Genomic DNA, 25,341 nt, shown 5'->3' with positions numbered 1-25,341 from the left:
TCCTGTGCTATCTCAAAAATAAACGCCTGTCCGGACGTTAACAGCCTGCGTCCCGCTCGGCAAGGGCACTTTCAGGGGAAATCGCACGGCAAACGCCAGCGCGCTGGTTCTGTTGAAAAAAAGACGCCGGGGTATCCCCGGCGTCTTGAATCACTGCAATAGCTGAAAGCGGCTCACGAGTTGTCACGAGAGGCCGCCAGCAAGCATGTGAGTACTCTCTTCTCAGCCGTGGCGCTTGGCAAAACCATCCATAAAGCTCACCAAGGCCTTCACTCCCTCCAGCGGCATGGCGTTGTAGATGCTGGCGCGCATGCCACCGACGATGCGGTGCCCTTTGAGGGCCAGCAGGCCGGCCGCTTCCGATTCTGTCAGGAACTGCTTGTCCAGCTCGGCATTTTTCAGCTGGAACGGGATGTTCATCCGCGAACGGCAGCTGACATCCACCTGATTGCCGTAGAAGCTCGACTGATCGAGATAGTCGTAGAGGAAGTCGGCCTTCTCCTTGTTGCGCGCTTCCATCGCCTCGAGGCCACCCTGTTCCTTGAGCCACTCGAACACCAGACCGGCCAGATACCAGGCGTAGGTGGGCGGCGTGTTGAACATGGAGTCGTTCTTGGCGGTGAGCTTGTAGTCAAAAATCGAGGGCACATCGGCTCTGGCCTGATCCAGCAAGTCATCGCGCACGATGGCGATGGCAAGCCCGGACGGCCCGATATTTTTCTGGGCACCAGCATAGATGATGCCGAAGCGGCTGACGTCGAGAGGACGGGAGAGAATGGTGGAGGAGAGATCTGCTACCAGCGGCACCTCGCCGGTGGCCGGGATGTCGAACATCTCAATGCCGTCGATGGTTTCGTTCGGGCAGTAGTGAACATAGGCCGCATCGGCGCGAAACGCCGGGGTCGGCAGCAGGTGAGAGATCCCCTGCTCGTTCTTGGCAACCCCCTGGAAGGTCTGGATATCGCCATACTTTTTGGCTTCATCCACAGCACTCTGGGACCAGACACCGGTCAGCAGGAAGTCCGCCTTCTTGTTGGCCCCGCCCAGCAGGTTCATGGGCACGGCGGAGAACTGACCGCGGCCGCCACCGTGCATGAAGAGCACCTCGTAGTTCTCCGGCACCGCCAGCAGCTCGCGCAGATCCGCTTCAGCCTTCTCGGCGACCGCCATGTAGTGCTTGCCGCGGTGGGAAAGCTCCATGACCGAGGCTCCCAGCCCCTGAAAATTACAAAATTCGCGCTGGGCGCGCTCCATGACTTCAACCGGCAACATGGCGGGGCCGGCGCAGAAGTTGTAAACCTGTTTGCTCATGACGCTTTCCGTGAGTGGATGAGTGTGATCGATGACTTGTCAGGTTTTACACAAGAGCAGCCAGCGGATCAAAGGCTTTTTGGGAGCTGGCTCAACCTTTTACCGTCACTCTGCATCCCCCTTGCAGTAGAAAAAGCCCTGAACGGGTCAGGGCTTGCAGGGAACATGCACAGAAATGGCGGGCAGAGCGCATAAACGACCACAGCCCAGCCATTTCTGACAAATTTACAGTTTGGCGGTGAGCTCCGGCAGCAGAGTGAAGAGATCCCCCACCAGCCCGTAGTCAGCCACCTGAAAGATGGGGGCTTCACTGTCCTTGTTGATGGCCACGATCACCTTCGACTCCTTCATCCCCGCCAGATGCTGGATGGCGCCCGAAATGCCTACCGCGATATAGAGCTCGGGCGCCACCACCTTGCCGGTCTGTCCCACTTGCAGATCGTTGGCGACATATCCTGCATCAACGGCGGCCCGCGATGCCCCCACAGCGCCGCCCAGCTTGTCGGCCAGCGCCTCAATCAGGGCAAATTGCGCCTTGGAACCCAGAGCTCGGCCACCGGAGACCACCACCCGAGCGGCGGTCAGTTCGGGCCTGCTGGAGCGCACCGCGCGGCGCTCGACCAGCCGGGTACGACCAGCGAATTCGGGCACGGCCAAGTGCTCGATGAGAGCCTGCCCGCCTGTCGCCGCCTTGGCAAACGCGGTGGCCCGCACTGTCATCAATTTGACGGGCGCCGAGCTTGCCACTCTGGCAATGGCATTGCCCGCATAGATGGGGCGCAGGAAGGTGTCGCTGCTCTCGATAGCCGTTACCTCGGAGAGCATCTCCACCCCGAGCCGTGCCGCCACCTGTGGCAGCAACGCCTTGCCCATGGCACTCGCCGCCATCAGGCAGTGGCTGTAACCCTGACACCAGCTGGCCAGCAGCTTGTCGACCCCATCCAGCAGCCCGTCGGCCAGCAGGGGATGTTCGGCAAGCAGAACCTTGTCGACACCGCCGAGAGCTGCCGCCTGTTCACCCGCCTCGGTCAGCCCCTGCCCGAGCAACAGCAGATCAACCTGACCGCCGATGGAGCCGGCTGCGGTCACCAGTTGTGCCACGTTGTCGGCCAGATGGCCTTGATGATGTTCGGCAATGATCAGCACGCTCATGGCAGCACCTTCGCTTCGTGTTTGAGTTTGTCCACCAGCTCGTCCACCGAGCCCACCTTGATCCCAGCGCTGCGGGCTGGCGGCGCCATCACCCCGAGCAAGCGGGTCTGATTGGCCACCTCAACGGCGAGTGTCGAGAAGGGGGCGCTATCAAGCGGCTTGCGCTTGGCCTTCATGATGTTGGGCAGCGAAGCAAAGCGCGGTTCATTCAAACGCAGATCGGCGCTCACCACGGCAGGCAACGGCATGCCCAGGGTCTCGAGGCCACCGTCGATTTCGCGAGTCACCAGCAGCTCTCCCGCTTCCACCTTAAGGGCGGACGCGCAGGTCGCCAGCGGCCAATCATTGAGAGCAGCCAGCATCTGGGCCACCTGATTGTTGTCTGAATCGATGGACTGTTTGCCGAGCAGCACCAGATCCGGCTGCTCCTGCTTACACACCTTGTGCAAGGCGCGGGCAACCGTCAGCGGGGCGAGCGTCTCATCGGTGACACTCTCACCGGTTATATAGTGCAGCGCCCGATCCGCCCCCAGCGCCAGCCCATGGCGCAGTTGCTCGGCGGCAGCGTCCGGGCCAAAGGTCACCACTACCAGCTCGCTGGCAACCCCGGCTTCCCGCAGCCTGACCCCCTCCTCCACCGCAATTTCACAAAAGGGGTTGATCCCCATCTTCACATTGGCGAGCTCCACGTCGGAGCCGTCTCCCTTCACCCGGATCTTGACGTTGTAGTCGACTACCCGTTTGATCGCGACAAGCAGCTTCATGGGGTCATGCCTCGTCTCTTTGGATTGAATTCATTAGTGTGCCTCTGCGTTTGTTGCAGTACGCTCTTCCCTGATTTTTTGCTTTTTCTTGCTCAGTTTTACTTACAACAGCTTTACGTTTACGTAAACTACCAGCATTACCCTAGGCCAACCAGAGCGCAGAGGCAAGATGGAACGGGAAGCAATGGAATTTGATGTCGTCATCGTCGGCGGCGGTCCGGCGGGGCTCAGTGCAGCCATCGCCCTGAAACAGCAGGATGCCACTCTCTCTGTCTGTCTGCTGGAGAAGGGAGCGGAAATTGGCGCCCATCTGCTCTCCGGCGCCCTGTTTGATCCCGTCGCCTTGCAAGAGCTGCTGCCGGATTGCTGGCAGCAAGCGCCGCTCGGCGTGCCGGTCAGCGACGATCAGGTTCATCTGCTGCAAAGCGAGCAACGTTCCCTGCAACTCCCCGCTTGGGCGGTGCCACCCCGGATGCACAATCAGGGTTGCCACGTGCTCAGTCTGGGCAATCTCTGCCGCTGGCTTGGCCAACAGGCGGAAAAACTGGGAGTCGAAATATACCCGGGATTTACCGCCAGCGAACTTATCATGGAAGCGGGCCGGGTCAAGGGGGTGATCACCGGCGATCTGGGGCTGGATCGGGAGGGCAATCCAAAAGCTGATCATGTGCCCGGCATGGCGCTGCTCGGCCGCTACACCCTCTTTGCCGAAGGGGCCCGAGGCCATCTTGGCAAACAGCTGATCGCCGCATTCAATCTGGCAAGCCCTGCCCAGCCCCAGCACTATGCCATCGGCTTCAAGGAGCTGTGGCAACTGCCTGCCGGGCAAGGCAAAGCGGGACAGGTGCTGCACGGCAGTGGCTGGCCCCTTGGCAAGCAGGGGGGCGGCAATAGTCACGGCGGTTTCTATCTCTATCACATGGAGGGGGATCAGGTGGCGGTCGGGCTGATTGTCGATCTCAACTACCAGAATCCCTGGCTCAGCCCGTTCGACGAATTCCAGCGCTTCAAGCATCACCCGCTTATCGCCGGCGTGTTGCAAGGGGGTGAACGCATCAGCTATGGCGCCCGCGCCATCACCAAGGGGGGCTGGCACGCCCTGCCCCGCATGCACTTCCCAGGCGGCCTGCTGATCGGCTGCGATGCCGGCACCCTCGACTTTTCCCGCATCAAGGGGATCCACACCGCCATGAAATCGGGGATGCTGGCGGCAAAAACCGTCGCGATGGCGCTGCGGGGGGGCGATGAGGGAGGGCTGGATCTGGCCCAGTATGGTGACGAGCTGCACCAGAGCTGGCTGGCCCGCGAACTCAAGGCAGCACGCAACTTCGGCGCTGCTCTTCACCGCTATGGTCCCTGGTTGGGCGGTGCCTTCAACTGGCTGGAGCAACGGCTGTTTGGCGCAAACTCGCCCTTCAAGCTGCTCGATAAGGCTCACGACTACCGTCAGCTGCGCGTGGCCAGCCGCTGCGAGCCCATCCATTACCCCAAACCCGATGGCAGACTGAGCTTTGACAAACTCTCGTCTGTCTATCTCGCCAACACCAGTCACGACGAGGATCAGCCTTGCCACCTCAAACTGCAGGACGAGCGCATTCCGGTCGAGGTCAATCTGCCCACCTGGGCAGAACCCGCTCAACGCTACTGCCCGGCCGGGGTGTTTGAAGTGCTGGAAATGGAAAGCGCGGCCAAACTGCAAATCAACGCAGCCAACTGTATTCACTGCAAGACCTGTGACATTAAAGATCCCAGTCAAAATATCATCTGGACACCGCCACAGGGGGGCTCCGGGCCCAATTATCCGAATATGTGATGGAACGGCAATGCCAAGATGCGGTGACATCAAAGATACTCAGTCCCAAAACATCGTCTGGACACCGCCACAAGGAGGATCCGGGCCCAACTATCCCAATATGTGATGGAATACGGCGATGCCAAGATGCGGTGACATCAAAGATACTCAGCCCCAAAACATCGTCTGGATACCGCCACAGGGGGCTCCGGGCCCAACTATCCCAATATCTGATGACGCGGGGTAGCGGCAACAAGCAGCCCCAGCCATCCCTCCCCCCGCCAAAGGCTGGTTCTACCCCGCATAGCCGCTAAGGTGATCCGACCTCGCTGTTTTTTTGGACAAACAAGCTGAATCCCTGATGAATAGCCCCTGACAAGCGCGGCCCACCCCTGTATAGTTCGCCGCATTCAGGTTTTCCATCGGCCCGATCTGCTTATCCACGGGATCGCCTTCTTCAGCGATCTAAGGCCGCATGACCTGTGCAACCATCCCTGATTACCCATGACTTTTTAAGGGGGGACAGATGATCACCGCCTACATTCTCAATAACAAGGTGCTGGACATAGTCACGCTCGGGCCTGACGACATAGTACCTGACAACACGGTCTGGCTGGATGCCTACAAGCCGGACACGGCAGAGCGAGAATGGTTGACGGGCCTGTTCCTGGAAGAGGTTCCCGACAAGGAGGAGCTCGACGACATCGAAGCATCCGCCCGTTTCTACTGGGATACCGATGGTCTGCACATTCACTCCCTGTTTCCCCAACGGATCGGTCGTGACACCAAGGGTGTCCACGTCTCCTTTACCCTGCGCAACAACCTGCTGATCAGCATTCGTGAAGATGACATCGGGCTGGTGCGCCTGCTGCGCCACTACATGCGCCAGGATCGGCTGGAGGTGGAGGATGCCCTCGATATCCTGCTGGAGGTGCAGAACCTCAAGGTGGAGTACCTCTCCGATCTTATCGAAGATGGTTACAAGACGTTGGAAAACACCGCCGATCAGATCTTCGAGCCGGATCAGATCAACCCTATGCTCAAGGAGCTGTTGGCACAGGAAGAGGCCAACGGCCAGATCCGTCTCTCCCTGCACGATACCCGCCGCGCCCTGCGTTTCCTCAAACGCAGCCTGCGCCAGCGCATGAGCCTGGAGCAGAACAAGTGGATCGACGAGATGCTGCACGACGTGGAGTCACTGCTGCCTCACACCCAGTTCCTGTTCGACAAGATCAACTTCCAGCTGGAGGCCTCCATGGGGGTGACCAATCTGGAGCAGAACAAGGTGATCAAGATCTTCTCGGTAGCCGCCGTGATCTTCCTGCCGCCGACCCTGATCGCCAGTATCTACGGCATGAACTTTGGCCGCATGCCGGAGCTCGCCTGGGAGTATGGCTATCCCCTCTCGCTGGTGCTGATGGTGATGTCATCGCTCGGCACCGGGCTCTTCTTCAAGCGCAAGGGGTGGCTGTAACGCCGCCGACGCGCGCAGCGATATCTGAAGAAACGGATTGGGGGGCATGGCCCCCCGATTAATTTGCGCCACGCCCAACGCCTTGCAAAGGGCGCTTCGTCGCCCCATATCCCCTCCATCACTCAATTCAAGTGGATAACGGGCAACCATGACCCTCTACCCCGAACACCGATATGACGATCACGGCCAGTTGCGCCCGCCTCTCTGGTTCTGGCCCATCGCCCTGTTGCTGACCCGCTCGGTCTGGCTCTTTCTGATGGCGGGAGTGACCCGCGAGAGCGGCAGCGAGATCCTGACCCTCTTCTATCCGGACAAGATCACCTTCTACATCAGCCTGCTGACCGACGTGCCCGCCATGCTGGCGTTGCTCGCCTGCGGCGGCACCTATCAGCAGACCCAGAGCATTCGCGCCAGACTACGGCGCCACAGCCCGCTGCTGCTGCTCTGCTCTGCCGTCAGCGGCCTGCTGATGCAGTTGCACAGCCTCAATCTGCAGAAGTGGTCATTCAGCTGGCCCACCGCGCTGGTGCTGGTCGCCAGCCTCTGGTCACTCTGGTATCTGCTGCGCAGTCGCCAGCTACGGGAATATGCTGCTGATGATCCTCATCAGGAGTCGAACATCTAGCCAAGTTTTAGCTGCAATCAATTGAAATAAATATAAAAAGCCTCTTGGTGAGTTGAACGCCCGACGCGCGGCCATAACCCCGAGCCGCAAGCTGCCCCGCTGTCGAGGAGCGGCTGCGCCCGCACTCTCGCCCCATAGGTGGCTGCCAAGCGGATAAGGAATTATCAATCGTCGTGTTAGGTCACCCCGTTCATTCAGGCTTGATTCATTATCAATGGAATTGATAACACTTTTCATTACTCTTACTGCGTTATAAACTTGCTCCCCCCGGGCTGCCCTGCCCGGGTGCTGGAGCCTTTATGACAAGCCTTTCTCTCTCACCCCGACAATTCTGGCAGTGGCTGGCCTACCACCATCAGGCCGCCGAGGGCACCCTCTATCTGATGTTCTTCTCCGGCCTGCTGCTGTGGGAGCCGCTGACCCCGCTCTGGTCGCTGGCACGCTGGAATCTGTTTTTCCATGTGATGCTCTCGCTCACCCTGTTCCCGCTGCTATTTGGCGCCTTCTGGCTCTCCCATCGCAGCTTGTTGCACCGCAGCAACAAACCCTTTTTACGCACCACGGGGCGGATTATTGAAGCCCTGCTGCTGATCTGTCTGGCCAGCGGCCTGCTGCTGGTGCTGCACGGCACTCCGGGCGATGCCATGGGCAACCTCGCCAGCTGGGCCCACTGGTTGAGCGCATTGGCGTTAACTCCTCTGGTGCTGCGCCACGCCTGGCGCTGGACCATCTTGAAATGGCGCAACTGATCCCATGTTGAAGTCATCGTTTTCTGCATATTTGTCACCCCTGCTGGTCCTCCTCCTGCTGCTGGCCAGCCCCTTTGCGTTGGCCCAACAGATGGGCACAGGGATGCTTGCCTATGAGGAGGGAAGCGCCCCGCGCCTCGTCACCGCCAACCTGAGCGCAGGTTCCGTCACCCTGCTTGAGCGCGATAGCGGCAAGCGGCTCAAAGAGGTGCAGCTGGGGGGCGATCTACGCCAGCTTGCCCGCGCCGATGACGGCACCCTGCTGGTCACCGACTACAGCGGTGATCGCCTGCTGCTGCTGGATGATGATCTCGATCTGGAAAAGACGATCCCCATCGGCCATAGACCCTACGGGGTCATCTTCGATGCCAAACGGCAGTGGTTCTGGGTCACGCTGTTCGAATCCGCTCGCCTGCAGGCCTATGACACCGCCGGCAACCTCCAGCTGGATGCAGAAACCGCCGAGACTCCACGTGGACTGGCCCTGACCGACAACGATCGCCTGCTGCTGACCCACGCCATGACCGGCCAGCTCGCCATCTATGATCTCGCCAAGCTTGGCCACGGCGCCAAGGGCTCTTCGCTTCCCAAGCCCAAGCTCATCACCCTGACCGAGACCCACAGCGACACGCCGAGCGACTCCCAGGGCTTGCCGCGCCTGCTGGACGGCATCGCCCTCTCCCCCGATGGCAGCGAAGCCTGGCTGCCCCATGTACTGTGGAGCTTCAGCCACCCCTTCCAGTTTCAGAGCACCGTCTTTCCGGCCGTCTCCATCATCGATCTCGATGAGGAGAAAGAGCGGGTCGATGAAAGAAAGCAGCTCTTTTTGCAGATCAACCTGCCCAGCGTCGGCAACCGCAGCCAGATTGTCTCCAACCCGTTTGCGGCGCGCTTTGCCGCAGATGGCAAGCGGGTCTATCTGACTCTGGCGGGCTCGGAAGATCTGCTGGTGTTCGACCTCTCCCGCAGCGGCAAATCCAACAACAACCGCCACCGCCGCAAGAAGTTTCAGGGGGGCGCCAAGGCGACCCAGCTCTTGCGCCACCTGCCGGGCCAGAATCCGCGGGATCTGCTGATCGACGGTGACCATATTCTGGTGCACAACGCCATGGGGCAGGATCTCACCCGCCTCAATAGTGGCGGCAGCGGCCCGTTTGCCCGGGTCACCGTCGATGTGCCCCACTTCGCCAAGCTGGTAGAGACGGATCCACGCCCCGAGCCGCTTCAGCGCGGCGAGCGGCTGTTCAACCTCGGTAACACAGCCGCAAACTCACGCTTCCCCATGGCGGGGGACAACTGGATGAGCTGCAACTCCTGCCATCTGGACGGGTTCAATTTCACCAACCGCTATCTGATGGCGGCCCATCGCCAGAAGAGCGGCGACAACGCCATCAACGGCCACGCCAACCTCACCAACATGGTGGCGGGGGATTTTGTCGGCGAATACCTGCGCATGACCCAGCAGACCCAAGGCGGCATGGGCCATGACACCCGCGATGGCGCCGAGGCAGTTGACCCCGCGAGGCCCCAACCGGAAGTGAAAGCGATGATGGAAGATCTGCACGCCTTCGTCACCGCCGATGGCAACCTCCCCTATCTCGCCAACTGGCTGCGGCTCGATGCCCCGCGCAAGGATCCCGCCAAGGCGCCGACCACTCACCCGAAAGAGTGGCTCAACTCCGCCTCCTGCCAGAACTGCCACCAACAGGCCTTCAAGGACTGGAGCGAGAGCAACCACCGGCTGATGGGCAACTCCCACCCCTACTACAAGGTGGTGCAGGCGCTGGCCCGCGAAACCGAAGGGGAAGCGTTTGGCCAGTGGTGCCAGGGCTGCCATATGCCCCAGCAGGTGATGACAGGCCAGCTGGACCTGCCCAAGGGCTCCCACATGTTCGAGCAAGGTGGCGCCTCGCTGATTGCCGCCCACAAGGCGGGCGAACCTGTGGTTGAGGAAGGGACCGGTTGCGTGCTCTGCCATCGCATCACCAAGGTAGAAGACGCGGGCGGCAACAGCGCCTTTACCGTGAATTTGAAAGACCGCGAGAGCTATGTGTTCGAGGATGCCCCGGGCGGCAGCCTTAAGCACTGGCTGGCCGAGCGGCAGATCAACGCCCGTCCGGCGGCCCACAAAGCCTCCTATCAGAAGGATTTCTACCGCGACGCGGCCCTGTGCAAGTCGTGCCACAACGAGTTTGCCCCGGGCACCGGCGCCAATATCGTCAACACCTGGGACGAGTGGGAAAAATCCAGCTTTGCGAACGCGGAGGATCCCGCCAAACGGCGCACCTGCATCGACTGCCATATGAACCCGGAGCCGGGTAACGGCGGTGCGCCGGTCGCGGGTCAATCCACTGAAAACGGCACCATGAAAGCGCGGCTCTATCGCCACAACTTTACCGGCGCCCAGCACCAGCTGGTGGGGCTGCGTAATCCTGCACTTGAACAGGAGAGCCTGGCGCTCTTGCGCTCCAGCGCTACCCTCTCCGCCCGTATCGAACAGGCTGCCGATAGCCAACAGCTGGTGGTGCGGGTCACCAATACCGGCGCAGGCCATGCCCTGCCCACCGGAGTGGCCGATTTTCGTGAACTCTGGCTGGAGCTGACCGTCACCGACGCCAGCGGCAAGCTGGTGCTTGCCAGCGGCCAGCCGGTGGATGGTGCCGTCCCTGAAGATGCGCGACTGTTTCGCAAAGTGTTCGGTGATGCCGAGGGCAAGCCGGTGGGGCTCAAGTTCTGGCGCTACGCCAAACTGCTGGAAGATACCCGCATTCCGGCCGATGGCTGGCGCGATGAAGTCTGGTCGCTGCCCGCAGAAGCCCAAGGGCCCTTCAAGGCCGATATCAAACTCAATTTCCGCACCTACCCCAAGTGGGTCAATGATGCGGTGCGCGCCGCCGAGCCCAGCTTGCCGGAGCCACCCATAGTGCAACTCAATCGGCTGCAACTGACCCTGCGGCCTCTCCCCGTCACGCCTGCAACGGAGCCTCAATCCTGATGTTTGCAAGTTTTCTCATTACCCTGCGCGAGGGGCTGGAAGCCTTCCTGCTGGTCGGCATCTGCCTCTCCTACCTCGCCAAGCTGGGGGCGAGCCGCTACAACAAGTTCATCTATCTGGGGGTGGGGCTCGGCCTTATCGCCTCCCTTGTCGTCGCCTTCCTGTTCCAGGTGGTGGTGAGCCAGTTCGAGAGCGAGCGCTACAACCACCTCTTGATGGCGGGGATCCTCATCTTCGCCACGTTGGTGCTCACATATATGGCGATCTGGATGCAAAAACAGGCCAAATCCCAGGTGGGGGCCATGACGGCGCGCATCGATGCAGCCATCGATGGCGGCAACCTGTTTGGTCTGGTGCTGCTCGCCTTCCTAGCGGTGATGCGCGAAGGGTTTGAAACCGTGCTCTTCTTCTCCGCCCTGCTCTATTCGGGGCAAGGGGTGGATCTGCAATCCGGCATGATTGGCGCGCTGGCGGGGCTGCTGGTCTCCATCGCTCTGGTGTGGGGGCTGCTGCGCTCCACCCGCAAGGTGGCGCTGGCTCCCTTCTTCCGCTGGACGGGCCTGCTTATCATCATCATCGCCGCAGGCTTGCTCTCGTCCGCCGTCAACATGTTGCAGGCGGCAGATATCATCACCTTCTGGACCACGCCGGTGTTCGACATCAGCCACATTCTCGACGATCAGGGGGTATTTGGTACCTTCCTGCGCGCCCTGTTTGGCTACAATGCCTCACCCGCTGGCTTGCAGCTGCTGACCTGGGCCCTCTATCTGGCGATCTTCGTTACCCTCTGGCAGCGCAGCTATCGCCCTCAGGTGAGCGCCGCATCCAGCAAGGGCTGAGCCCGCACGCCCTGTGGCAACAAGGCCACGGGGTAATAACACCATTCGGGAGCCGCGCCTTGGCGCGGTTCCCTTATCTATCAAGCAGTTTCGGAATAGGTCATGAGCGATAACAACAAGAAAAGCATTGCAGTGCTGGGCGCAGGCCCCGCCGGTTTGATGGCGGCCTGGCGCCTGCGCCGCGCCGGTTTTGCCGTCAGCCTGTTCGAGCAGGAGAGCGTGGTGGGCGGCATGTGCGCCACCCAGACCTTCAAGGGACGCGATGGGGAGTATCGCTTCGACTACGGCGGCCACCGCTTTATCACCAAAAACCCCGAGCTGCTCGCCTTTATCGACGAGCTGATGGGGGACGACCTGCTCCACGCCGAGCGCAAGAGCGTGATCCGCTTTGGCGGGCGCACCTATGACTACCCCCTGAACCTGCCCAACCTGCTCAAGACGGCGCCGTTGGCCCTGATGGCCGGTGCAGTAAAAGACTTGCTGCTATTGCCCTTTGCCAAGAAGCCCACCGATTTTGCCAAGGCGAGCTTTGCCGAGTGGATCCAGAGCCACTTTGGCCGCACCCTCTATCGCCAGTTCTTCGAGGGCTACACCGGCAAGCTGTGGGGCATCAACCCGGACAAACTCTCCGCCGACTGGGCCGGTCAGCGCATCAGCCTCATCGATCTCAAAGACGTGGCCCGCCGCCTGCTGCCAAGACGCAACGGCAGTATCTCGGTGCGCACCTATGCCCGCAAATACCGCTACCCCAAATATGGCTTCGGCCAGATCTTCACCACTCTGGGGGAGCGACTGGTGGCAGAGGGCGTTGAACTGAAAACTGGCGCTACCATCACCCGCCTTGAGCAGGCTGATGGCCGCATTGAACGGGTGTATTGGAAACAAGATGACGTTGAGCAGAGCGCACGCTTTGATCAGGTGATCTCCACCCTGCCGCTGCCGCTCACCTGCCAGCATCTTGGCTTGCCGTGCGACCTGCACTACCGATCCCTGCGCTTCATCAATATGCCGCTCAAGCAAGAGAACCTGTCGGACAACACCTGGCAGTACCTCTCCGACCCCCATATTCTGGCCACCCGTCTGCAGGAGCCGCGCCGCCGCAGCCCCTTTATGGCGCCCCAGGGCCAGACCTCGGTGATGCTGGAGATCCCATGCAACCCAGGCGATGCCACCTGGCAGGCGCCGCTCTCTGATCTGCGCGGTCGGGTCACCGCCGATCTGGCGAGCCTCGGCGTCGATACCGCCAAGCTTGGCGATGAGACCTTCGAAGCCCGCAGCGAGTACGCCTATCCGCTGATGGATTTGGGCTATCAGGCGCGCCGCAACGAAGCCATCAAGGCGCTGATGCCCATCACCAACCTCATCATGACCGGCCGTCAGGGGACATTCCGCTACATCTTCACCGACACCGCCATGGAGATGGGGATGATGGCGGCCGACATGGTGATCGACGGGGTGGACCGACGCCACGCCATCTTTAACCATCGCAACGAAAATACCGTGATTGAAACCCAGAGCGTGGCCTGAGTGCCGCGCCATTGGCATAAGTAAGGAGAACAGGATGACCATCCGCCCGGGTTTACTCGCCCTCACCCTGCTGCTGACCCTGAGCGGGCAGGCGCAGGCATACTCCTACGCCGCCGCCGGCAAGGAGCCACTGATCGACGCCCGCGAGGCGCTGCTGGGCGCCGCCACTGACGGCAAGGATGCCAGCGCCACCTTGAGCGAGATTGCCGACGAGCTGACCTATCTGGAACAGCACCACAAGGTGGAGCTGCAAGGGCCGCTGGCCGCCGCCATCAAGGGGAAAGACGCTGCCGCCACCGCCGCCCTGCTCAACCGGGCCTACAAGGCGGAGATCGAGCGCCGCCTCGAAGGGGCCAGCCAGAATCTTGGCGACTACCAGACCGCCAAGGTGCTGGTGGTCAAGAGCAAGCGCTTCCTCGATCTGATCCTCCCCTCCCTTAGCGAGGGGGATCGCAAGGCGGCCGAACAGGCGTTGGCCAAGGTGCTGGATGCCATCGGCAACCCGGGGGTATTCGGGGTGGGCGCCAAGCCCGCCGACGCCGCCGCCTTTGCCGCAGCGGAAAAAGCGCTGATGGCCGTGCTGGCGCCGCTTTGATGGCCTCTCATCGATGATGACAGCCCCCCTCATCCCCAGCCCCTCTCCCGCAAGGGGAGAAGGGGGGCGTCACCACGGCCGATTACGCTTCGCTAATCGACCCTACTTGCTGATCCTGCTGCAACTGGCCTGGCTCGGCTGGCTGCTAGCCTTCCCTGTGGCGCTCGATTCCGATGATGCCCTCAATTTCGCCCACGGGGTAACGCGCTTTAGCGTGCTGGAGTTCTCCCCCCACTTTCCGGGCTACCCCGCCTTTATCTGGCTGGCGCGGCTCATCAATCTGGCGGTGGACGATCCGGCCCGCGCAGTGCAGTGGGCAAGTCTGCTCGGTAGCAGTTTGCTGGCGCCGCTCGCCGCCTTGCTGGCGGTAAGGCTGTGGCAACGGCCAAACCTTTTGGCACCCGTCTGGCTACTGGTGCTGGCACTGCCGCTCACCCCGACGCTGGCGCTCTCCAGCCTCTCGGACGGGCCAGCGCTCGCCGCCTGGCTCGGGTCGCTGCTGGCCTTGCAGCAGCGCAGAATTGCGCTGGCGGGTCTGCTGCTGGGCCTTATGCTGGCACTGCGCCCCTCCTATTTTGTGCTGGCGCTGCTGCCGCTGTGGCTCGGGCTGGCGCAGCAGGGCACGCGCGTCAGGTTTGTGCTCCCCATCGTGCTGGTGGGGCTTATCAGCCTGCTGTTTGTCTGGCAAGCCGATGGCTGGGCCTATTTCAGCGAGGGGCGGCGCTTTACCGACGGCCACTTTACCCTGTGGGGCAACACGGCGGCGGCCCACGGCGATCGGCTGCTGAGCTGGGCGCGCACCTTCAACGGTCAGCTGACCCCGCTCTGGCCTATGTTGATGGGGGCCTTGCTGGTGCTGCCGCTTTGGCAAAGATCAAAAAACCACCCTGCCGCCCTCCCCCCACTCTGGACACTCTACTGGCTCGCCCTGCTGCTCTGGACCCTGTTTGGCCAGAATCCCGACAATCCCCGCCATCTGGCCCCCGTCACCCTGCTCGGTATCGTGCTGCTGGCAGGTTGGCTGCCGCGCCGTGGCGAGGGGGTGGTCGCGGTGGCCGGATTGCTGCTGCTCGGAGTAACCTTTACCCTGCCCCGTCCACCCGCCATGGTGCAGGCAGCAAGGCTCGCAGAAAAAGCGTGTCCGGCATTGGTGACCCAGTGGGGAGTGCGGCTGCTGCGGGAGACCACAGCCTTGGCCGTCACCGATGGCTGGTACAAGGGGGATGCGGCGCTGGCACTCTCTCAGGGAGCCTGCCGCCTCAGTCGCCGCCCCATCGCCGAGAACGAAATGCCCAGCGCGGTGCGCCAGCACTGGTTTGCCCCACGCTTTGCCGCCGAGCCCGGACTCTGGCTCGCCATTCCCTCACGGCAGACAACCCATGGGGAAAGTGACAAGAAACATATAAAGAGCACAAAAATCCGCCAAGGCAACTAAAAAAGAGGGGAACAACTCGGGTACACTCACAGCGCATCCATAACAGACGAGTCTCCTTATGCGTGTAACCAGAGAGTGGCTGTGGGTTTTGTCGGTGCTGACCGGGGCCTGTGCCCTCCTGTTGCTACCATTCTGGCTGCGCGGCGGCAGTCAGGGCCATGATCTGTTTCACCACCTGCTCTCCGGTCACTTCTTTGCCGTGCAACTGTGGCAAGGTGAGCTCTATCCGCGCTGGTTGATGGAGATGAACGGCGCCTTCGGCAGCCCGGTCTTTTTCTTCTATCCCCCCCTGCCCTACTATGTGAGCGCCCTGTTCGCCGGCCCCACCCCACTGGCCCACGAGGCGATGACGCCGCTGCTCTGGAGCAGCAGCGTGGCACTCTGGCTCTCCGGCCTGTTTGCCTATCTCTGGTTGCGTCCCTTTGCCGGCCACGGACGGGCGCTGGCGGCCAGTCTGCTCTATATGGCGCTGCCCTATCATCTGGCCATCGATATCTACGCCCGCTTTGCCCTGGCGGAGAGCTGGGCCTTCGTCTGGGCGCCGCTGGCACTACTGGCGCAGGATCGCCTCTGCCGCGGCGCCCCCTTTGCACTACTGCTGCTCGCACTGGCCGTCTCCATGCTGACGCTTTCCCATCTACCAAGCACCCTGCTCATTCTGGGCTTGCTCACCCTGCGCAGCCTGCTACTGGTCTGGCGCTACAAGGGGAGCACAGCGCTTGTCAGTGTCCCTGTCACCGCCTCCCCGCTCATTGGCACCCTGCTGGGCCAGCTCTGGGGGTTGGCGATGGCCAGCCTGTTGCTGCTGCCCGCCCTGCTCGATCAGGGGGGGATCTCCATGGAGCAGATGCGCACCGGCATGTTCGAATTTCAGCGCAACTTTCTCGATCGTTTGCCCCAAAGCCGTGATGACTGGCGCTTTCGCGGCCATCTCGCCTGGCTGACGCTGCTCACCCTGGCTCTGCTGCTGGTAGCTTGGGCTACCGCCCGCGAGCCGCGCCATCCCGAGTTGCTGCTCTGGGGGGTCATTGGCACCCTGAGCTTTCTGATGATGCTGCCTCCAAGCGAGCCCCTGTGGCGCCTGCTCACTCCGTTGCAACTGGTGCAATTTCCCTGGCGCCTCAATCTGCTGCTGGTCATCGCTACCGTCGCCGTGGTGGCGCTGGGTACCCCCACCTATCGCCCGTGGCAGTGGGTCTGGTGGTTACTGCTTGCCCTCACCCTGCTCTCGCAGGGACTCTATGTACGCGAGGCGCCGCTCACCCAGGCTCCCGTAAAGAGTCAGCTCGACGGGGAGTTCGACAGCAAGCGCAGCGCCCGCGAATACCGACCAAAGCAGGTGCCACGCGGCATGTTTGCCCCCACCCTGCTGGCCTGGAAAGAGGAATTCCAGCCCGCCATCACCAGCGACCATCAGGGGGTGAACTGGCAGATCCAGCGCTGGCAGCCTCGTCATATCGAATTGACGGTGGATGCCCCGGCACCCGCCAAGCTGGTCCTGCACCAGTTTGATTACCCGGGCTGGCAGGCAAGGCTCGACCAGCGCCTGCCGCTGAGCGTCAGCAGCACCCGCAACGGGCTGGTGCAGGTCTGGGTGCCCGCCGGACAACACAGCCTCACCTTTACCCTCACCGCCCGCTGGCCGGAGCGGCTCGGTTACGCCATCTCGTTGCTGGCCTGGCTGCTCTGGCTGGGGGGGGTGATCCGCGCAGCGCGCCGACATGACCGAAAGCTTGATCCCCAAGGTGCCTGAGCGATCGGGCACCTCCCCCTTTTGAGGGAGCAGGAACGTCATGCCGAGCGGGGGCAAACCTGATAGACTCGCCCTTCTCCCTTTTTCAACCAAGGTTCACCAGCGGATACCCTATGCCCCACGCACAGTCCCCCCAGGCCACCATGCTCTCTCCCCGTTTCCTGTTTATCCTGCTCGGCGCTCTGGCGGGTCTGACCCCGCTGGCGGTGGATATGTATCTGCCCGCCATTCCGGCCATCGCTCGGGATCTAGCCACCAGCATCGACGGTGCCCAGCTCACCATCAGCGCCTTTCTGGGCGGTTTTGCCATCGGCCAACTCTTCTACGGCCCGCTGGCCGACAGCTATGGCCGCAAGCCGGTGATCCTGGCGGGGCTGGTGATGTTTGCCATCGCCTCGGTGGGCTGCGCCATGGCGGACTCCCTGCCCGAATTGCTGGCCTATCGGATGTTGCAGGCAGCGGGCGGTGCGGCGGGCTCGGTGGTGGTCAATGCCCTGCTGCGCGATCTGTTCGAGAAGGATGCGTTTTCTCGCGCCATGTCGTTCGTCATTCTGGTGATGACCTTGGCGCCGCTGGTAGCCCCTGTGGTGGGCGGCTATATCAGCGCCCACGCCGACTGGCGGGTGATCTTCTGGCTGCTGGTGGGGATCAGCCTGCTGATCTGTCTGGTGATGCAGTGGAAAATTCAGGAGACCCTGAAACCGGAGCACCGTCAGCCCCTTAATCTGGGCCAGATCCTCAAGAACTACTGGGGGGTACTCTCCCATCGCGGCGCCATGGGCTACGTGCTGTGCGGCTCCCTCTCCAGCTCCGGCATGTTCGCCTTCCTGAGTGGCTCCCCTTATGTCTATATCGAGTATTTCAAGGTGCCGACCGAGCACTACGGCTGGCTGTTTGGTCTCAATATTTTGCTGATGATGGTGGTCACCTTCGTCAATAGCCGACTGGTGAAAGGGGTGGGTGCCGAGCGGATGCTGCAATACGGCCTGCTGGTGCTGCCCTGCGCGGGCGCCCTGCTGGTCTACAACGCCTGGAGCCAGACCGGCGGCCTGTGGGGCATCGTCATTCCGGTGGTACTGTTTGTCGGCCATATCAGTCTGGTGGGTGCCAACGCCATGACCGGCCTGATGGGCCACTTCCCGCAATCTGCGGGCACCGCCTCGGCACTGGCGGGCACCCTGCGCTTTGGCATCGGCGCCCTGGTCGGCATTCTGGTCAACCTCAATCCGCCCCACTCGCCGCTGCCGATGGCCATTGCCATCGCCTGCTGCGGGGTGGGCTCCACCCTGAGTTACTGGCTGCTGACCGGCAAGCGAGGCGATTGATCCCCCTCCCCCCGGCCAGGAAGACGAAAGAGGCTTCCGTCAACGGAAGCCTCTTTTCGTATTGGCTCGTACTGGCGCCCAGACGTTCAGAACTGGGCACTGTTGAGCCAGAGGTGCGCCCCTATGCTCACCAGATAACCGAGCAAGATGGCCGGCAGCCACTTCAGGTGGCCAAAAAAGGTATACATGCCGTGGGCCTGTCCCATCAGGGCCACCCCGGCCGCAGAGCCGATGGAGAGCAGGCTGCCACCCACTCCGGCGGTCAGGGTCACCAGCAGCCACTGCCCCAGCGCCATGTCCGGGCTCATCGAGATCACGGCAAACATCACGGGAATGTTGTCGATGACGGAGGACAAGACCCCGATAAAGACGTTGGCCATGGTGGGATCCGTACCGTCATACAACCAGTGTGATACCAGCTCCAGATACCCCATAAAGCCCAGCCCACCGACACACATCACCACCCCGTAGAAGAAGAGCAGGGTATCCCACTCCGCCTTGGCCACCTTGTTGAACACGTCAAATGGCACCACAGAACCCAGACTGCGCAACCGCACCTCATCACCATTGCGTTCGTAGAGCGCACGCTTGCGGGCAAGGGATCGCGGCAGTGACTTTCGCAGATAAAACCCGAAAAACTGCAGATAACCGAGCCCTAGCATCATGCCTAGCACGGGTGGCAGATGGAGGAAACTGTGGCATAGCACCGCCGTGATGATGGTCAGCAAGAACAGCGCGACGATGCGACGGGCACCCCGCTTGAGATCGACCACCTCGTTATCAGCCTCCGGCACATGACGCGGCACCATCAGGCTCATCAGGATGGCCGGGACCAGAAAATTGAGCAGAGAGGGAATAAGCAGGGTGAAGAACTGGCCAAATTGCACCTTGCCCGCCTGCCACACCATCAGGGTTGTGATATCGCCAAAGGGACTGAACGCCCCTCCGGCGTTGGCGGCGATCACTATGTTGATGCAGGCAAGATTGACAAAACGCCGATCACCGTTGGCCACCTTCAACACCACGGCGCACATCAAGAGCGCTGTGGTCAGGTTATCTGCCACCGGCGAAATACAAAAAGCAAGCCCGCCGGTCAACCAGAACAGGGTGCGCAAGTGAAAGCCGGATCGCACCAGCCAGGCGCGCAGGGCATCGAACAGCCGCCGATCCTCCATGGCGTTGATATAGGTCATCGCCACCAGCAGGAACAACATCAACTCGGCATATTCCAGCAGGGTATGGCGGAAGGCCTGCTCGGCGACATGGCTCATCCCCTGCTGTGCATAGGCGATACCGATCAGGATCCAGATCACCCCGGCGGCCACCAGCACGGGTTTGGACTTGCGCAGTTGCAGATACTCTTCAGCCATCACCAGGGCGTAGGCCAGCACAAACAATCCGACACAAAAAAGTCCGATTGAGGAGGATGTCAACAGAACTGGGCCACTACTGGCATGGGCGGGAGGGATAAACAGGGACAGCAGCAAAATAACTGGGGTAAGCGCAGACATGGTCTCTTCCTTTTAGAACCATCTGGCAATGATGCTAACACCTGGATGAAAAGAAAAATTCATCCAGGTCAATTAACGCTTAATTGGTTTGCTGTCGAAACGCGGGATTATTTCTTGCCGAAACCCGACTGCTTGAGGGTATAGCCTGCGCTGTTCTGCCAGGCATCCAGACCGCTGCGGTTATTGCCCGCCACCAGACTGGCGGCCAGACTCGGGCTGTTGAACAGCTGATCGGCGGTAAAGACAAAGCCGCCCTGACTGCGGGGCACTATGACCCCCTTTTCCAGCAGCTCGTGACGCAGCTCGATCACCGCTTCACGCAAAGAGGCGGCATCCTCGCCATTGGCGGTGGAACCGGCCAGCACCATAAAGCCCGGATTTTGCCGCTTGCCCACAGGATAACCGTGGGCCTCAGCCCCCTTGCCGTTGAAGTGGTAGAGCTCGCGCTCCCCCGGCCGGTTGTCGGAGAGTGCCTTTTGCAGGGTCATCAGCTCGTTGTAGATCTCGATGGGGACGACGGCAGCCTGCTTGTTGCCCTTGCTATCGATGATAAAACTGACTTGCTTGTGTAACATCCTTGCTCATCCTGTGACCCATGGAAGCCCCTATTCTAACCACCTCGGGCGAGCGGGATCCAGCGAGGATCCACTGCTCTTTTGCCGCCTTGATCACTAACTGGCACTCTTGATCAACCGTAAGAGGTGTTGATCAATGCTGGCCGTGCTAGCGTACCAAGCATGATGAAAGCCATTGACCATCAAACGGTTATCCCATGCTGACCCTGCGCAACCTCTGCAAGAGCTTCGATAACGGCAGTGAACGACTGCCGCTGTTCCACCATCTCGATCTCGCCCTTCCCGCAGGCGAGATCACCCTGCTGCTGGGCCAAAGCGGCTGCGGCAAGTCCACCCTGCTCAATCTGATCGCCGGGCTGATTGCACCGGATGAAGGGGAGATCTGGCTGGGGGAGACCCGGATCGACACCCGCTCACCCGACGAGCGGGCGCGCCTGCGGGGCCGCCATTTCGGTATCGTCTATCAGGATTTCAACCTGCTGCCGACCCTGAACGTGGCCGAGAATCTGGCCCTGCCGCTGGCCATCAACGCTCTGCCACCGGATGAGACAAAGATTGACCAGTTGCTGCAGCGGCTCGATATGAGCCACAAGCGCCATGCCTGGCCGGAGCTGCTCTCCGGCGGTCAGCGTCAGCGGGTGGCGCTGGCCCGCGCCCTTATCCATCAACCCAGTTGGCTGCTCGCCGACGAACCCACCGGCAGCCTCGATGAGCACAATGCCGAACAGGTGATGGCGCTGATGGTGGCGGCGGTGCGGGACACAGGCGCAGGCTTGCTGCTGGTGAGCCACAACCCCGCCTATGCTGCGCTGGCAGACAGGGTGCTGCGCCTCGAAGGGGGGCAACTTATCGAGCTCAAGGGGCCCCGTCATGACTAGGCAGCGACTGCGTCTGCCGGGAGCACGCTGATGCTGCCACTTAAAGCGCTGCTGCGCCTCTATCGCAGTCACCCCTGGTTGCTGCTGATGAGTCTGGCCGGGCTGGTATTGGGGGTATCGCTGGTGGTGGCCATCGAGCTGCTCAATCACAGTGCCCGCACCAATTTTGTCGCCGCACGCAGCCAGCTGGCAGGGGAAGCCAACTACCGGCTGGCCCCCGCTGGCGGGCTGGATGAACAGCTTTACGTGCAGCTGGTGACCAGCCAGCCCGCCCTCGATGCCATGCCCCAGCTCCATGGCTGGCTCAAGGATGAAGAGGGGCGCAGTTTTCAGCTGCTGGGAATGGATCTCTTCAACCCCGGCCCCCTGCGCCAGCTGTTTGGCGCCCAACCCGCGAGCGAACCTGCGTTCTCCTTAACCCGTGCCGACAGCATCTGGTTGGCGGCCCCCGAAGCGCAGCGCCTTGGCTGGCAAGCGGGCCAGAGTCGCCGCTTTGTATTGGGCGGCAGCGATGGCGCCAGCACCCGCCCCCTGACCCTGACGCTGGCAGGCACCTTTGAACAGGGCGCCGTGCCCATGGAGCGGCTGCTGATAACCGACATCGGCCTCGCCCAGCCGCTGCTGGATAAAGCGGGTCGGCTCGATCGCATCGTCTTCAAATTAAGCGACGCCGAGGCTCGCACCCTGCAGGCCACCCTGCAAACCGATTACCCGAACCAGCCCTTGTGGCTTGAGCCCATCAGCCCGGCGCTCGATGCCAGCCAGCTTGGCGATGCGCTGGCCCTTAACCTGACGGCGCTCTCATTGCTCGCCATGGCAGTGGGACTGTTTCTGGTGTTCAACGCCCAGCGATTTGTGCAGAGCGTGCGCCGCCCCCAGCTGGCCCAGCTGATCATTCTGGGGATGGGGCCGAGTCGGGTGCTCCGCTGGCTCATTCTGGAGCTCGTTATTCTCGCCACCCTCGGCACCCTGCTCGGGGTGCTGCTCGGCAGCCTGTTGGCGCTCGCCTTGATGGGGCAGCTCACCCAGGCGCTGGCCGATCTCTATGGCCCCAACCCCATCGATCTGTTGCGCCTTTCCCCTGTGAGCCTGCTCAAGGCGCTGTTGATCGGGTTGTTCGGCACGCTGGCCGCCAACCTGCCCGACTGGTGGCAACTGCTGCGCCAATCCCCCCTCGAACTGCGAGCCGGGAGCAGCCGTCCCCCCGCTCACCCGTGGCGACGGCGCGGGCTGGCCATCGCCATCTTGCTGCTGTGCGCTCTGTGCCTGTGGCTGCCGAAAACGGGTCTGAGTGGCGCCCTCTTTATCGCCGGCGGCTGGCTGCTGGCCATGGCGCTCTGGCTGCCCGATGCCCTGCGCGGCCTGCTTGGCTGGTTGCGACGGCGCGCGGGCGGCCCCCTCACCGCCCGGCTCGGGGTGGCTGATACCCTCTATCATCTCGACCGCACCGCCATCGCGGTGATGGCGTTGCAGCTCGCCATCGCGGCGGCCATCGGCATCGGGGTCATGGTGTCGAGCTTTCGCTCCAGCGTGGAGATCTGGCTCGGCCAGCGTTTGGCCGCCGATCTCTATGTCACCGCCCCCAAAGGGGTGGCGGGCAACAAGGGCACCTTGAGCGGTACAACCCTCGAGACCCTGCTAGCCAATCCGCTGGTGAGCGCCGCCTCGCGCCGCTCGGTGCACCCCGCTCGTTGGCAGGGGCAGCCCATCGAGTGGGCGCAGATGGATTTTATCCCCCAGCTGAAAGCGGCCTATCCGCTGCTGGCCGGACGCTGGCCGACCCGCCCCGACGAAGTGCTGGCGAGCGAACCGCTGACGGTGCGCCTCAGGGTCAAGGTGGGCCAGACCCTTGAGGTGAGTGGCGAACAGGGGCCACGGCAGTTCACCGTCACCGGCGTCTATCAGGATTACGGCAGCGACAAGGGACAAATTCTGCACGCCTTCGAGGCGGGGGCGGTGCAATCCCTCGCCCTCTTTAGCAACGACCCCGAACAGCTGGCCGACCACCTGCGCGAGCGCTTTGGCGAGCAGCTCAATCTGCTCTCCGCCCCCGCCATCCACAGCGCGGCGCTCAAGGTGTTTGACCAGACCTTTGTGGTGACCGAGCTATTGAAGTTGCTGATCCTCGGCATCGCCTTTGTCGGGATCGGCTCGGCCTTTATGGTGCTGGGGCTGGCGCGCCGTGGCGAGCTGCAGACCTTGCAGAGTCTGGGCTTGAGCCCCCGCCACTGCCGCCAGCTGCTGCTGTGGCAAGGGGCGGGATTGGGGCTGCTCACCGCCCTGCTGGCTCTACCGGTGGGGTATGGCCTCGCCTGGGTGCTGATCGAGGTGGTCAACCCCCGCGCCTTTGGCTGGCGCCTCGCCTTCGAGTCCGCCCCCCTTCATGCGGTCACCGCCCTGTTGCTGGCACCGGTCTGTGGCGCATTGGCCTCCTGGTATGCGGCAAGGAGAGTGGTATGAAATATCGGTTAGCGCACTGGCTCAGCCATGGCTTGAAGCTCCCATCGACCACTTCCCTCTCTCCGCCCCTTCTTCAACGCAAAGAAGAGCACAGTGCGGCATTGAACCATCCCCTCTCCCTTCGGGAGAGGGCCAGGGTGAGGGGGATCTTGTCCTCCTTACGGCCCCTGTGGCTCGCCACCCTCTTGCTCCCGCTGATTGCCATGATTGGCAGCGCGCAGGCCAGCGATCTGGGCGCCCTGCTCGGTGGCGGCAACGACAGCTTCAAAAAGGTGCTGCCGGGGCAAACTATCCAATTGCCGGAGGATCACGCCGCCCACCCCGATTACCGCTCCGAGTGGTGGTATCTCACCGGCAATCTCAAGGATGAGCAGGGACGCGAATATGGCATGCAGTGGACCCTGTTTCGCCAAGGGATCGAGCAAGAACTCCGTACCAGCAACCCCTGGCTGACCCCCCAGCTCTGGCTGGCCCAGTTTGCCATCACGGATCTCGACCGTGGCAGCCACCGGCACGATGAACGGGCCAGTCGGCAGGGGCCGGGACTGGCAGGGGCCAGCGGCGGCCAATATTGGCTCAGGGAGTGGCGGCTTGCCTCGCAAGGGGCCGCGCTGTTCCCCGCCACCCTCAAGGTACAGAGCAAGATTGGCGAACTGAACCTCACCGTCACTGCCGCCAAGCCGCTGGTGCTGCAAGGCAAGGCCGGTTACAGCGAGAAGAGCCCGGGCAACGCCTCCTTTTACTACTCCTACCCGCGCCTGCAGTTGAGCGGCACCCTGACTCGTGATGGGGAAACCCGCCCCATCACCGGACAAGGCTGGTTTGATCACGAGTGGAGCAGCTCGGTATTGGCCGAGTGGCAATCGGGCTGGGACTGGTTTTCGCTGCAACTGGCCGATGGCCGCGAGCTGATGCTGTTTCGCCTGCGCACCAAATCGGGCCGCACCGAGCCGGAGAACCGCTACGGCATCTTGATTGAGCGCGACGGCAGCAGTCAGGTGCTGAACCCGGAGCAGATCCGCTTTATGCCGGGCAAGAGCTGGCTCGGTCCCAAAGGCCAACCCTACCCCGTCGAGTGGCAGCTAAACGCCGCCGGTATGAGCCTCACCATCAAAGCCCGTCAGCCCAATCAGGCCATGACAGGTCGCTTTGACTACTGGGAGGGCGCGGTCTCTGTCTCGGGGGATGCCAAGGGGGTCGGCTATCTGGAGATGACGGGCTATTGATCCAGGAGCGTGTCTGTTGATTGCAATCGCCGTCAATGCCCTGCCAGGCAGGCTTGATGATGCACGCAGCCACCATGGCGCCGGGGCTCTCGCCCCTCACTGCAGCACACAGGGCGCGCCGCACCTGGATCCGGCGATTTTAAAGGGGGCATGATAAAGAATTCGGGGCGCAAAACGCCCCTTTTTGTTGCCGCGAAGGACTGTATCGACATGTCGCAAAACGACTTGGGGACAAAGAGAGCAAGATTCGGGTCGTTCCTGCGAGGAGTGGTTGCCATAGTGGGGGCCAAACCCAAGTCGGTTGGAATCTATTGAGGTTCCAACCCACAGCCAACCCTGTGAGCCACTTAGCTGG

The 25,341-nt window shown here is 62.0% G+C and carries 19 protein-coding genes; 14 read left to right on the top strand and 5 right to left on the bottom strand.

The window, feature by feature from the left end; all coding sequences use genetic code 11:
- Window positions 1-222: 222 nt before the first annotated feature.
- The 3 genes from serC to G5195_RS04385 all read right to left on the bottom strand — a co-directional run bounded on the left by serC (window position 223) and on the right by G5195_RS04385 (window position 3,227).
- On the bottom strand, window positions 223-1,311 hold the full coding sequence (serC, locus tag G5195_RS04395; protein ID WP_421221551.1) for a 3-phosphoserine/phosphohydroxythreonine transaminase: 1,089 nt from the start codon (window positions 1,309-1,311) through the stop codon (window positions 223-225).
- Window positions 1,312-1,536: 225 nt separating this feature from the next.
- Complete coding sequence (locus G5195_RS04390) at window positions 1,537-2,463, bottom strand: electron transfer flavoprotein subunit alpha/FixB family protein (RefSeq protein ID WP_421221550.1); 927 nt, start codon at window positions 2,461-2,463, stop codon at window positions 1,537-1,539.
- Window positions 2,460-3,227, bottom strand: a complete 768-nt coding sequence (locus G5195_RS04385) for an electron transfer flavoprotein subunit beta/FixA family protein (RefSeq protein ID WP_421235893.1) — start codon at window positions 3,225-3,227, stop codon at window positions 2,460-2,462. The genes G5195_RS04390 and G5195_RS04385 overlap by 4 nt, the downstream gene beginning before the upstream one ends.
- 169 nt (window positions 3,228-3,396) lie before the next feature.
- Here G5195_RS04385 and G5195_RS04380 point away from each other — a divergent pair, with 169 nt between their 5' ends.
- From G5195_RS04380 to G5195_RS04330, 11 genes are all read left to right on the top strand, one after another.
- Window positions 3,397-5,040 (top strand): electron transfer flavoprotein-ubiquinone oxidoreductase, encoded by a 1,644-nt coding sequence (locus G5195_RS04380; protein ID WP_421221548.1) that lies wholly within the window; start codon window positions 3,397-3,399, stop codon window positions 5,038-5,040.
- Between the two features lie 505 nt (window positions 5,041-5,545).
- Window positions 5,546-6,493 carry a magnesium/cobalt transporter CorA gene (corA, locus tag G5195_RS04375; protein WP_266133904.1) on the top strand — a complete coding sequence of 316 codons (948 nt, stop codon included), beginning with the start codon at window positions 5,546-5,548 and terminating at the stop codon, window positions 6,491-6,493.
- A gap of 148 nt (window positions 6,494-6,641) precedes the next feature.
- On the top strand, window positions 6,642-7,118 hold the full coding sequence (locus tag G5195_RS04370) for a DUF2919 domain-containing protein (RefSeq protein WP_421221547.1): 477 nt from the start codon (window positions 6,642-6,644) through the stop codon (window positions 7,116-7,118).
- A gap of 299 nt (window positions 7,119-7,417) precedes the next feature.
- Complete coding sequence (locus G5195_RS04365) at window positions 7,418-7,867, top strand: hypothetical protein (RefSeq protein WP_279487892.1); 450 nt, start codon at window positions 7,418-7,420, stop codon at window positions 7,865-7,867.
- A 4-nt stretch (window positions 7,868-7,871) separates the two neighbouring features.
- Window positions 7,872-10,862 carry a YncE family protein gene (locus tag G5195_RS04360; protein ID WP_421221546.1) on the top strand — a complete coding sequence of 997 codons (2,991 nt, stop codon included), beginning with the start codon at window positions 7,872-7,874 and terminating at the stop codon, window positions 10,860-10,862.
- Complete coding sequence (locus tag G5195_RS04355; RefSeq protein WP_421221545.1) at window positions 10,862-11,701, top strand: FTR1 family iron permease; 840 nt, start codon at window positions 10,862-10,864, stop codon at window positions 11,699-11,701. The genes G5195_RS04360 and G5195_RS04355 overlap by 1 nt, the downstream gene beginning before the upstream one ends.
- Before the next feature lie 102 nt (window positions 11,702-11,803).
- A complete protein-coding gene (locus tag G5195_RS04350; RefSeq protein ID WP_337072112.1) occupies window positions 11,804-13,228 on the top strand; it encodes an FAD-dependent oxidoreductase in 1,425 nt (474 codons plus the stop codon).
- 34 nt (window positions 13,229-13,262) lie between these two features.
- Window positions 13,263-13,823, top strand: a complete 561-nt coding sequence (locus G5195_RS04345) for a hypothetical protein (protein WP_337072111.1) — start codon at window positions 13,263-13,265, stop codon at window positions 13,821-13,823.
- A gap of 106 nt (window positions 13,824-13,929) precedes the next feature.
- Complete coding sequence (locus G5195_RS04340; protein WP_421221568.1) at window positions 13,930-15,258, top strand: hypothetical protein; 1,329 nt, start codon at window positions 13,930-13,932, stop codon at window positions 15,256-15,258.
- 58 nt (window positions 15,259-15,316) lie between these two features.
- Window positions 15,317-17,011 (top strand): hypothetical protein, encoded by a 1,695-nt coding sequence (locus tag G5195_RS04335; RefSeq protein WP_421235892.1) that lies wholly within the window; start codon window positions 15,317-15,319, stop codon window positions 17,009-17,011.
- Window positions 17,012-17,124: 113 nt separating this feature from the next.
- Entirely contained in the window at window positions 17,125-18,336 is a 1,212-nt protein-coding gene (locus tag G5195_RS04330) for a Bcr/CflA family multidrug efflux MFS transporter (RefSeq protein ID WP_201936403.1), read from the top strand.
- Window positions 18,337-18,422: 86 nt separating this feature from the next.
- Here the strand turns inward: G5195_RS04330 and nhaD are convergent, their stop codons facing one another.
- Both nhaD and G5195_RS04320 read right to left on the bottom strand, forming a co-directional pair.
- Window positions 18,423-19,847, bottom strand: a complete 1,425-nt coding sequence (gene nhaD / locus G5195_RS04325; RefSeq protein WP_421235891.1) for a sodium:proton antiporter NhaD — start codon at window positions 19,845-19,847, stop codon at window positions 18,423-18,425.
- Window positions 19,848-19,954: 107 nt separating this feature from the next.
- Window positions 19,955-20,422 carry a DUF4357 domain-containing protein gene (locus tag G5195_RS04320; protein ID WP_005333716.1) on the bottom strand — a complete coding sequence of 156 codons (468 nt, stop codon included), beginning with the start codon at window positions 20,420-20,422 and terminating at the stop codon, window positions 19,955-19,957.
- A 197-nt stretch (window positions 20,423-20,619) separates the two neighbouring features.
- Between G5195_RS04320 and G5195_RS04315 the strand changes: the two genes are divergently transcribed.
- The 3 genes from G5195_RS04315 (at window position 20,620) to G5195_RS04305 (ending at window position 24,986) form a co-directional block, all read left to right on the top strand.
- Window positions 20,620-21,300 carry an ABC transporter ATP-binding protein gene (locus tag G5195_RS04315; protein ID WP_421235890.1) on the top strand — a complete coding sequence of 227 codons (681 nt, stop codon included), beginning with the start codon at window positions 20,620-20,622 and terminating at the stop codon, window positions 21,298-21,300.
- 30 nt (window positions 21,301-21,330) lie between these two features.
- Complete coding sequence (locus G5195_RS04310; RefSeq protein WP_421235889.1) at window positions 21,331-23,760, top strand: FtsX-like permease family protein; 2,430 nt, start codon at window positions 21,331-21,333, stop codon at window positions 23,758-23,760.
- Window positions 23,761-23,945: 185 nt separating this feature from the next.
- Entirely contained in the window at window positions 23,946-24,986 is a 1,041-nt protein-coding gene (locus tag G5195_RS04305; protein WP_216980299.1) for a lipocalin-like domain-containing protein, read from the top strand.
- Window positions 24,987-25,341: the final 355 nt, after the last annotated feature.

The organism is Aeromonas sp. 601039, from assembly GCF_049174415.1.
Lineage (GTDB): Bacteria > Pseudomonadota > Gammaproteobacteria > Enterobacterales > Aeromonadaceae > Aeromonas > Aeromonas veronii_A.
Note: the sequence above shows the minus strand (reverse complement) of the source record. Positions and strands in the feature narration are given on the sequence as shown.

Bases quoted from the DNA above. Each gene is read 5' to 3' on its own strand.
- G5195_RS04335 (WP_421235892.1), top strand. From the start codon at position 15,317: ATGCGTGTAACCAGAGAGTGGCTGTGGGTTTTGTCGGTGCTGACCGGG.
- G5195_RS04360 (WP_421221546.1), top strand. From the start codon at position 7,872: ATGTTGAAGTCATCGTTTTCTGCATATTTGTCACCCCTGCTGGTCCTC.
- G5195_RS04310 (WP_421235889.1), top strand. From the start codon at position 21,331: ATGCTGCCACTTAAAGCGCTGCTGCGCCTCTATCGCAGTCACCCCTGG.
- G5195_RS04315 (WP_421235890.1), top strand. From the start codon at position 20,620: ATGCTGACCCTGCGCAACCTCTGCAAGAGCTTCGATAACGGCAGTGAA.
- G5195_RS04370 (WP_421221547.1), top strand. From the start codon at position 6,642: ATGACCCTCTACCCCGAACACCGATATGACGATCACGGCCAGTTGCGC.
- nhaD (WP_421235891.1), bottom strand. From the start codon at position 19,847: ATGTCTGCGCTTACCCCAGTTATTTTGCTGCTGTCCCTGTTTATCCCT.
- G5195_RS04385 (WP_421235893.1), bottom strand. From the start codon at position 3,227: ATGAAGCTGCTTGTCGCGATCAAACGGGTAGTCGACTACAACGTCAAG.
- G5195_RS04380 (WP_421221548.1), top strand. From the start codon at position 3,397: ATGGAACGGGAAGCAATGGAATTTGATGTCGTCATCGTCGGCGGCGGT.
- serC (WP_421221551.1), bottom strand. From the start codon at position 1,311: ATGAGCAAACAGGTTTACAACTTCTGCGCCGGCCCCGCCATGTTGCCG.
- G5195_RS04350 (WP_337072112.1), top strand. From the start codon at position 11,804: ATGAGCGATAACAACAAGAAAAGCATTGCAGTGCTGGGCGCAGGCCCC.
- G5195_RS04365 (WP_279487892.1), top strand. From the start codon at position 7,418: ATGACAAGCCTTTCTCTCTCACCCCGACAATTCTGGCAGTGGCTGGCC.
- G5195_RS04320 (WP_005333716.1), bottom strand. From the start codon at position 20,422: ATGTTACACAAGCAAGTCAGTTTTATCATCGATAGCAAGGGCAACAAG.
- G5195_RS04345 (WP_337072111.1), top strand. From the start codon at position 13,263: ATGACCATCCGCCCGGGTTTACTCGCCCTCACCCTGCTGCTGACCCTG.
- G5195_RS04330 (WP_201936403.1), top strand. From the start codon at position 17,125: ATGCCCCACGCACAGTCCCCCCAGGCCACCATGCTCTCTCCCCGTTTC.
- G5195_RS04355 (WP_421221545.1), top strand. From the start codon at position 10,862: ATGTTTGCAAGTTTTCTCATTACCCTGCGCGAGGGGCTGGAAGCCTTC.
- G5195_RS04390 (WP_421221550.1), bottom strand. From the start codon at position 2,463: ATGAGCGTGCTGATCATTGCCGAACATCATCAAGGCCATCTGGCCGAC.
- corA (WP_266133904.1), top strand. From the start codon at position 5,546: ATGATCACCGCCTACATTCTCAATAACAAGGTGCTGGACATAGTCACG.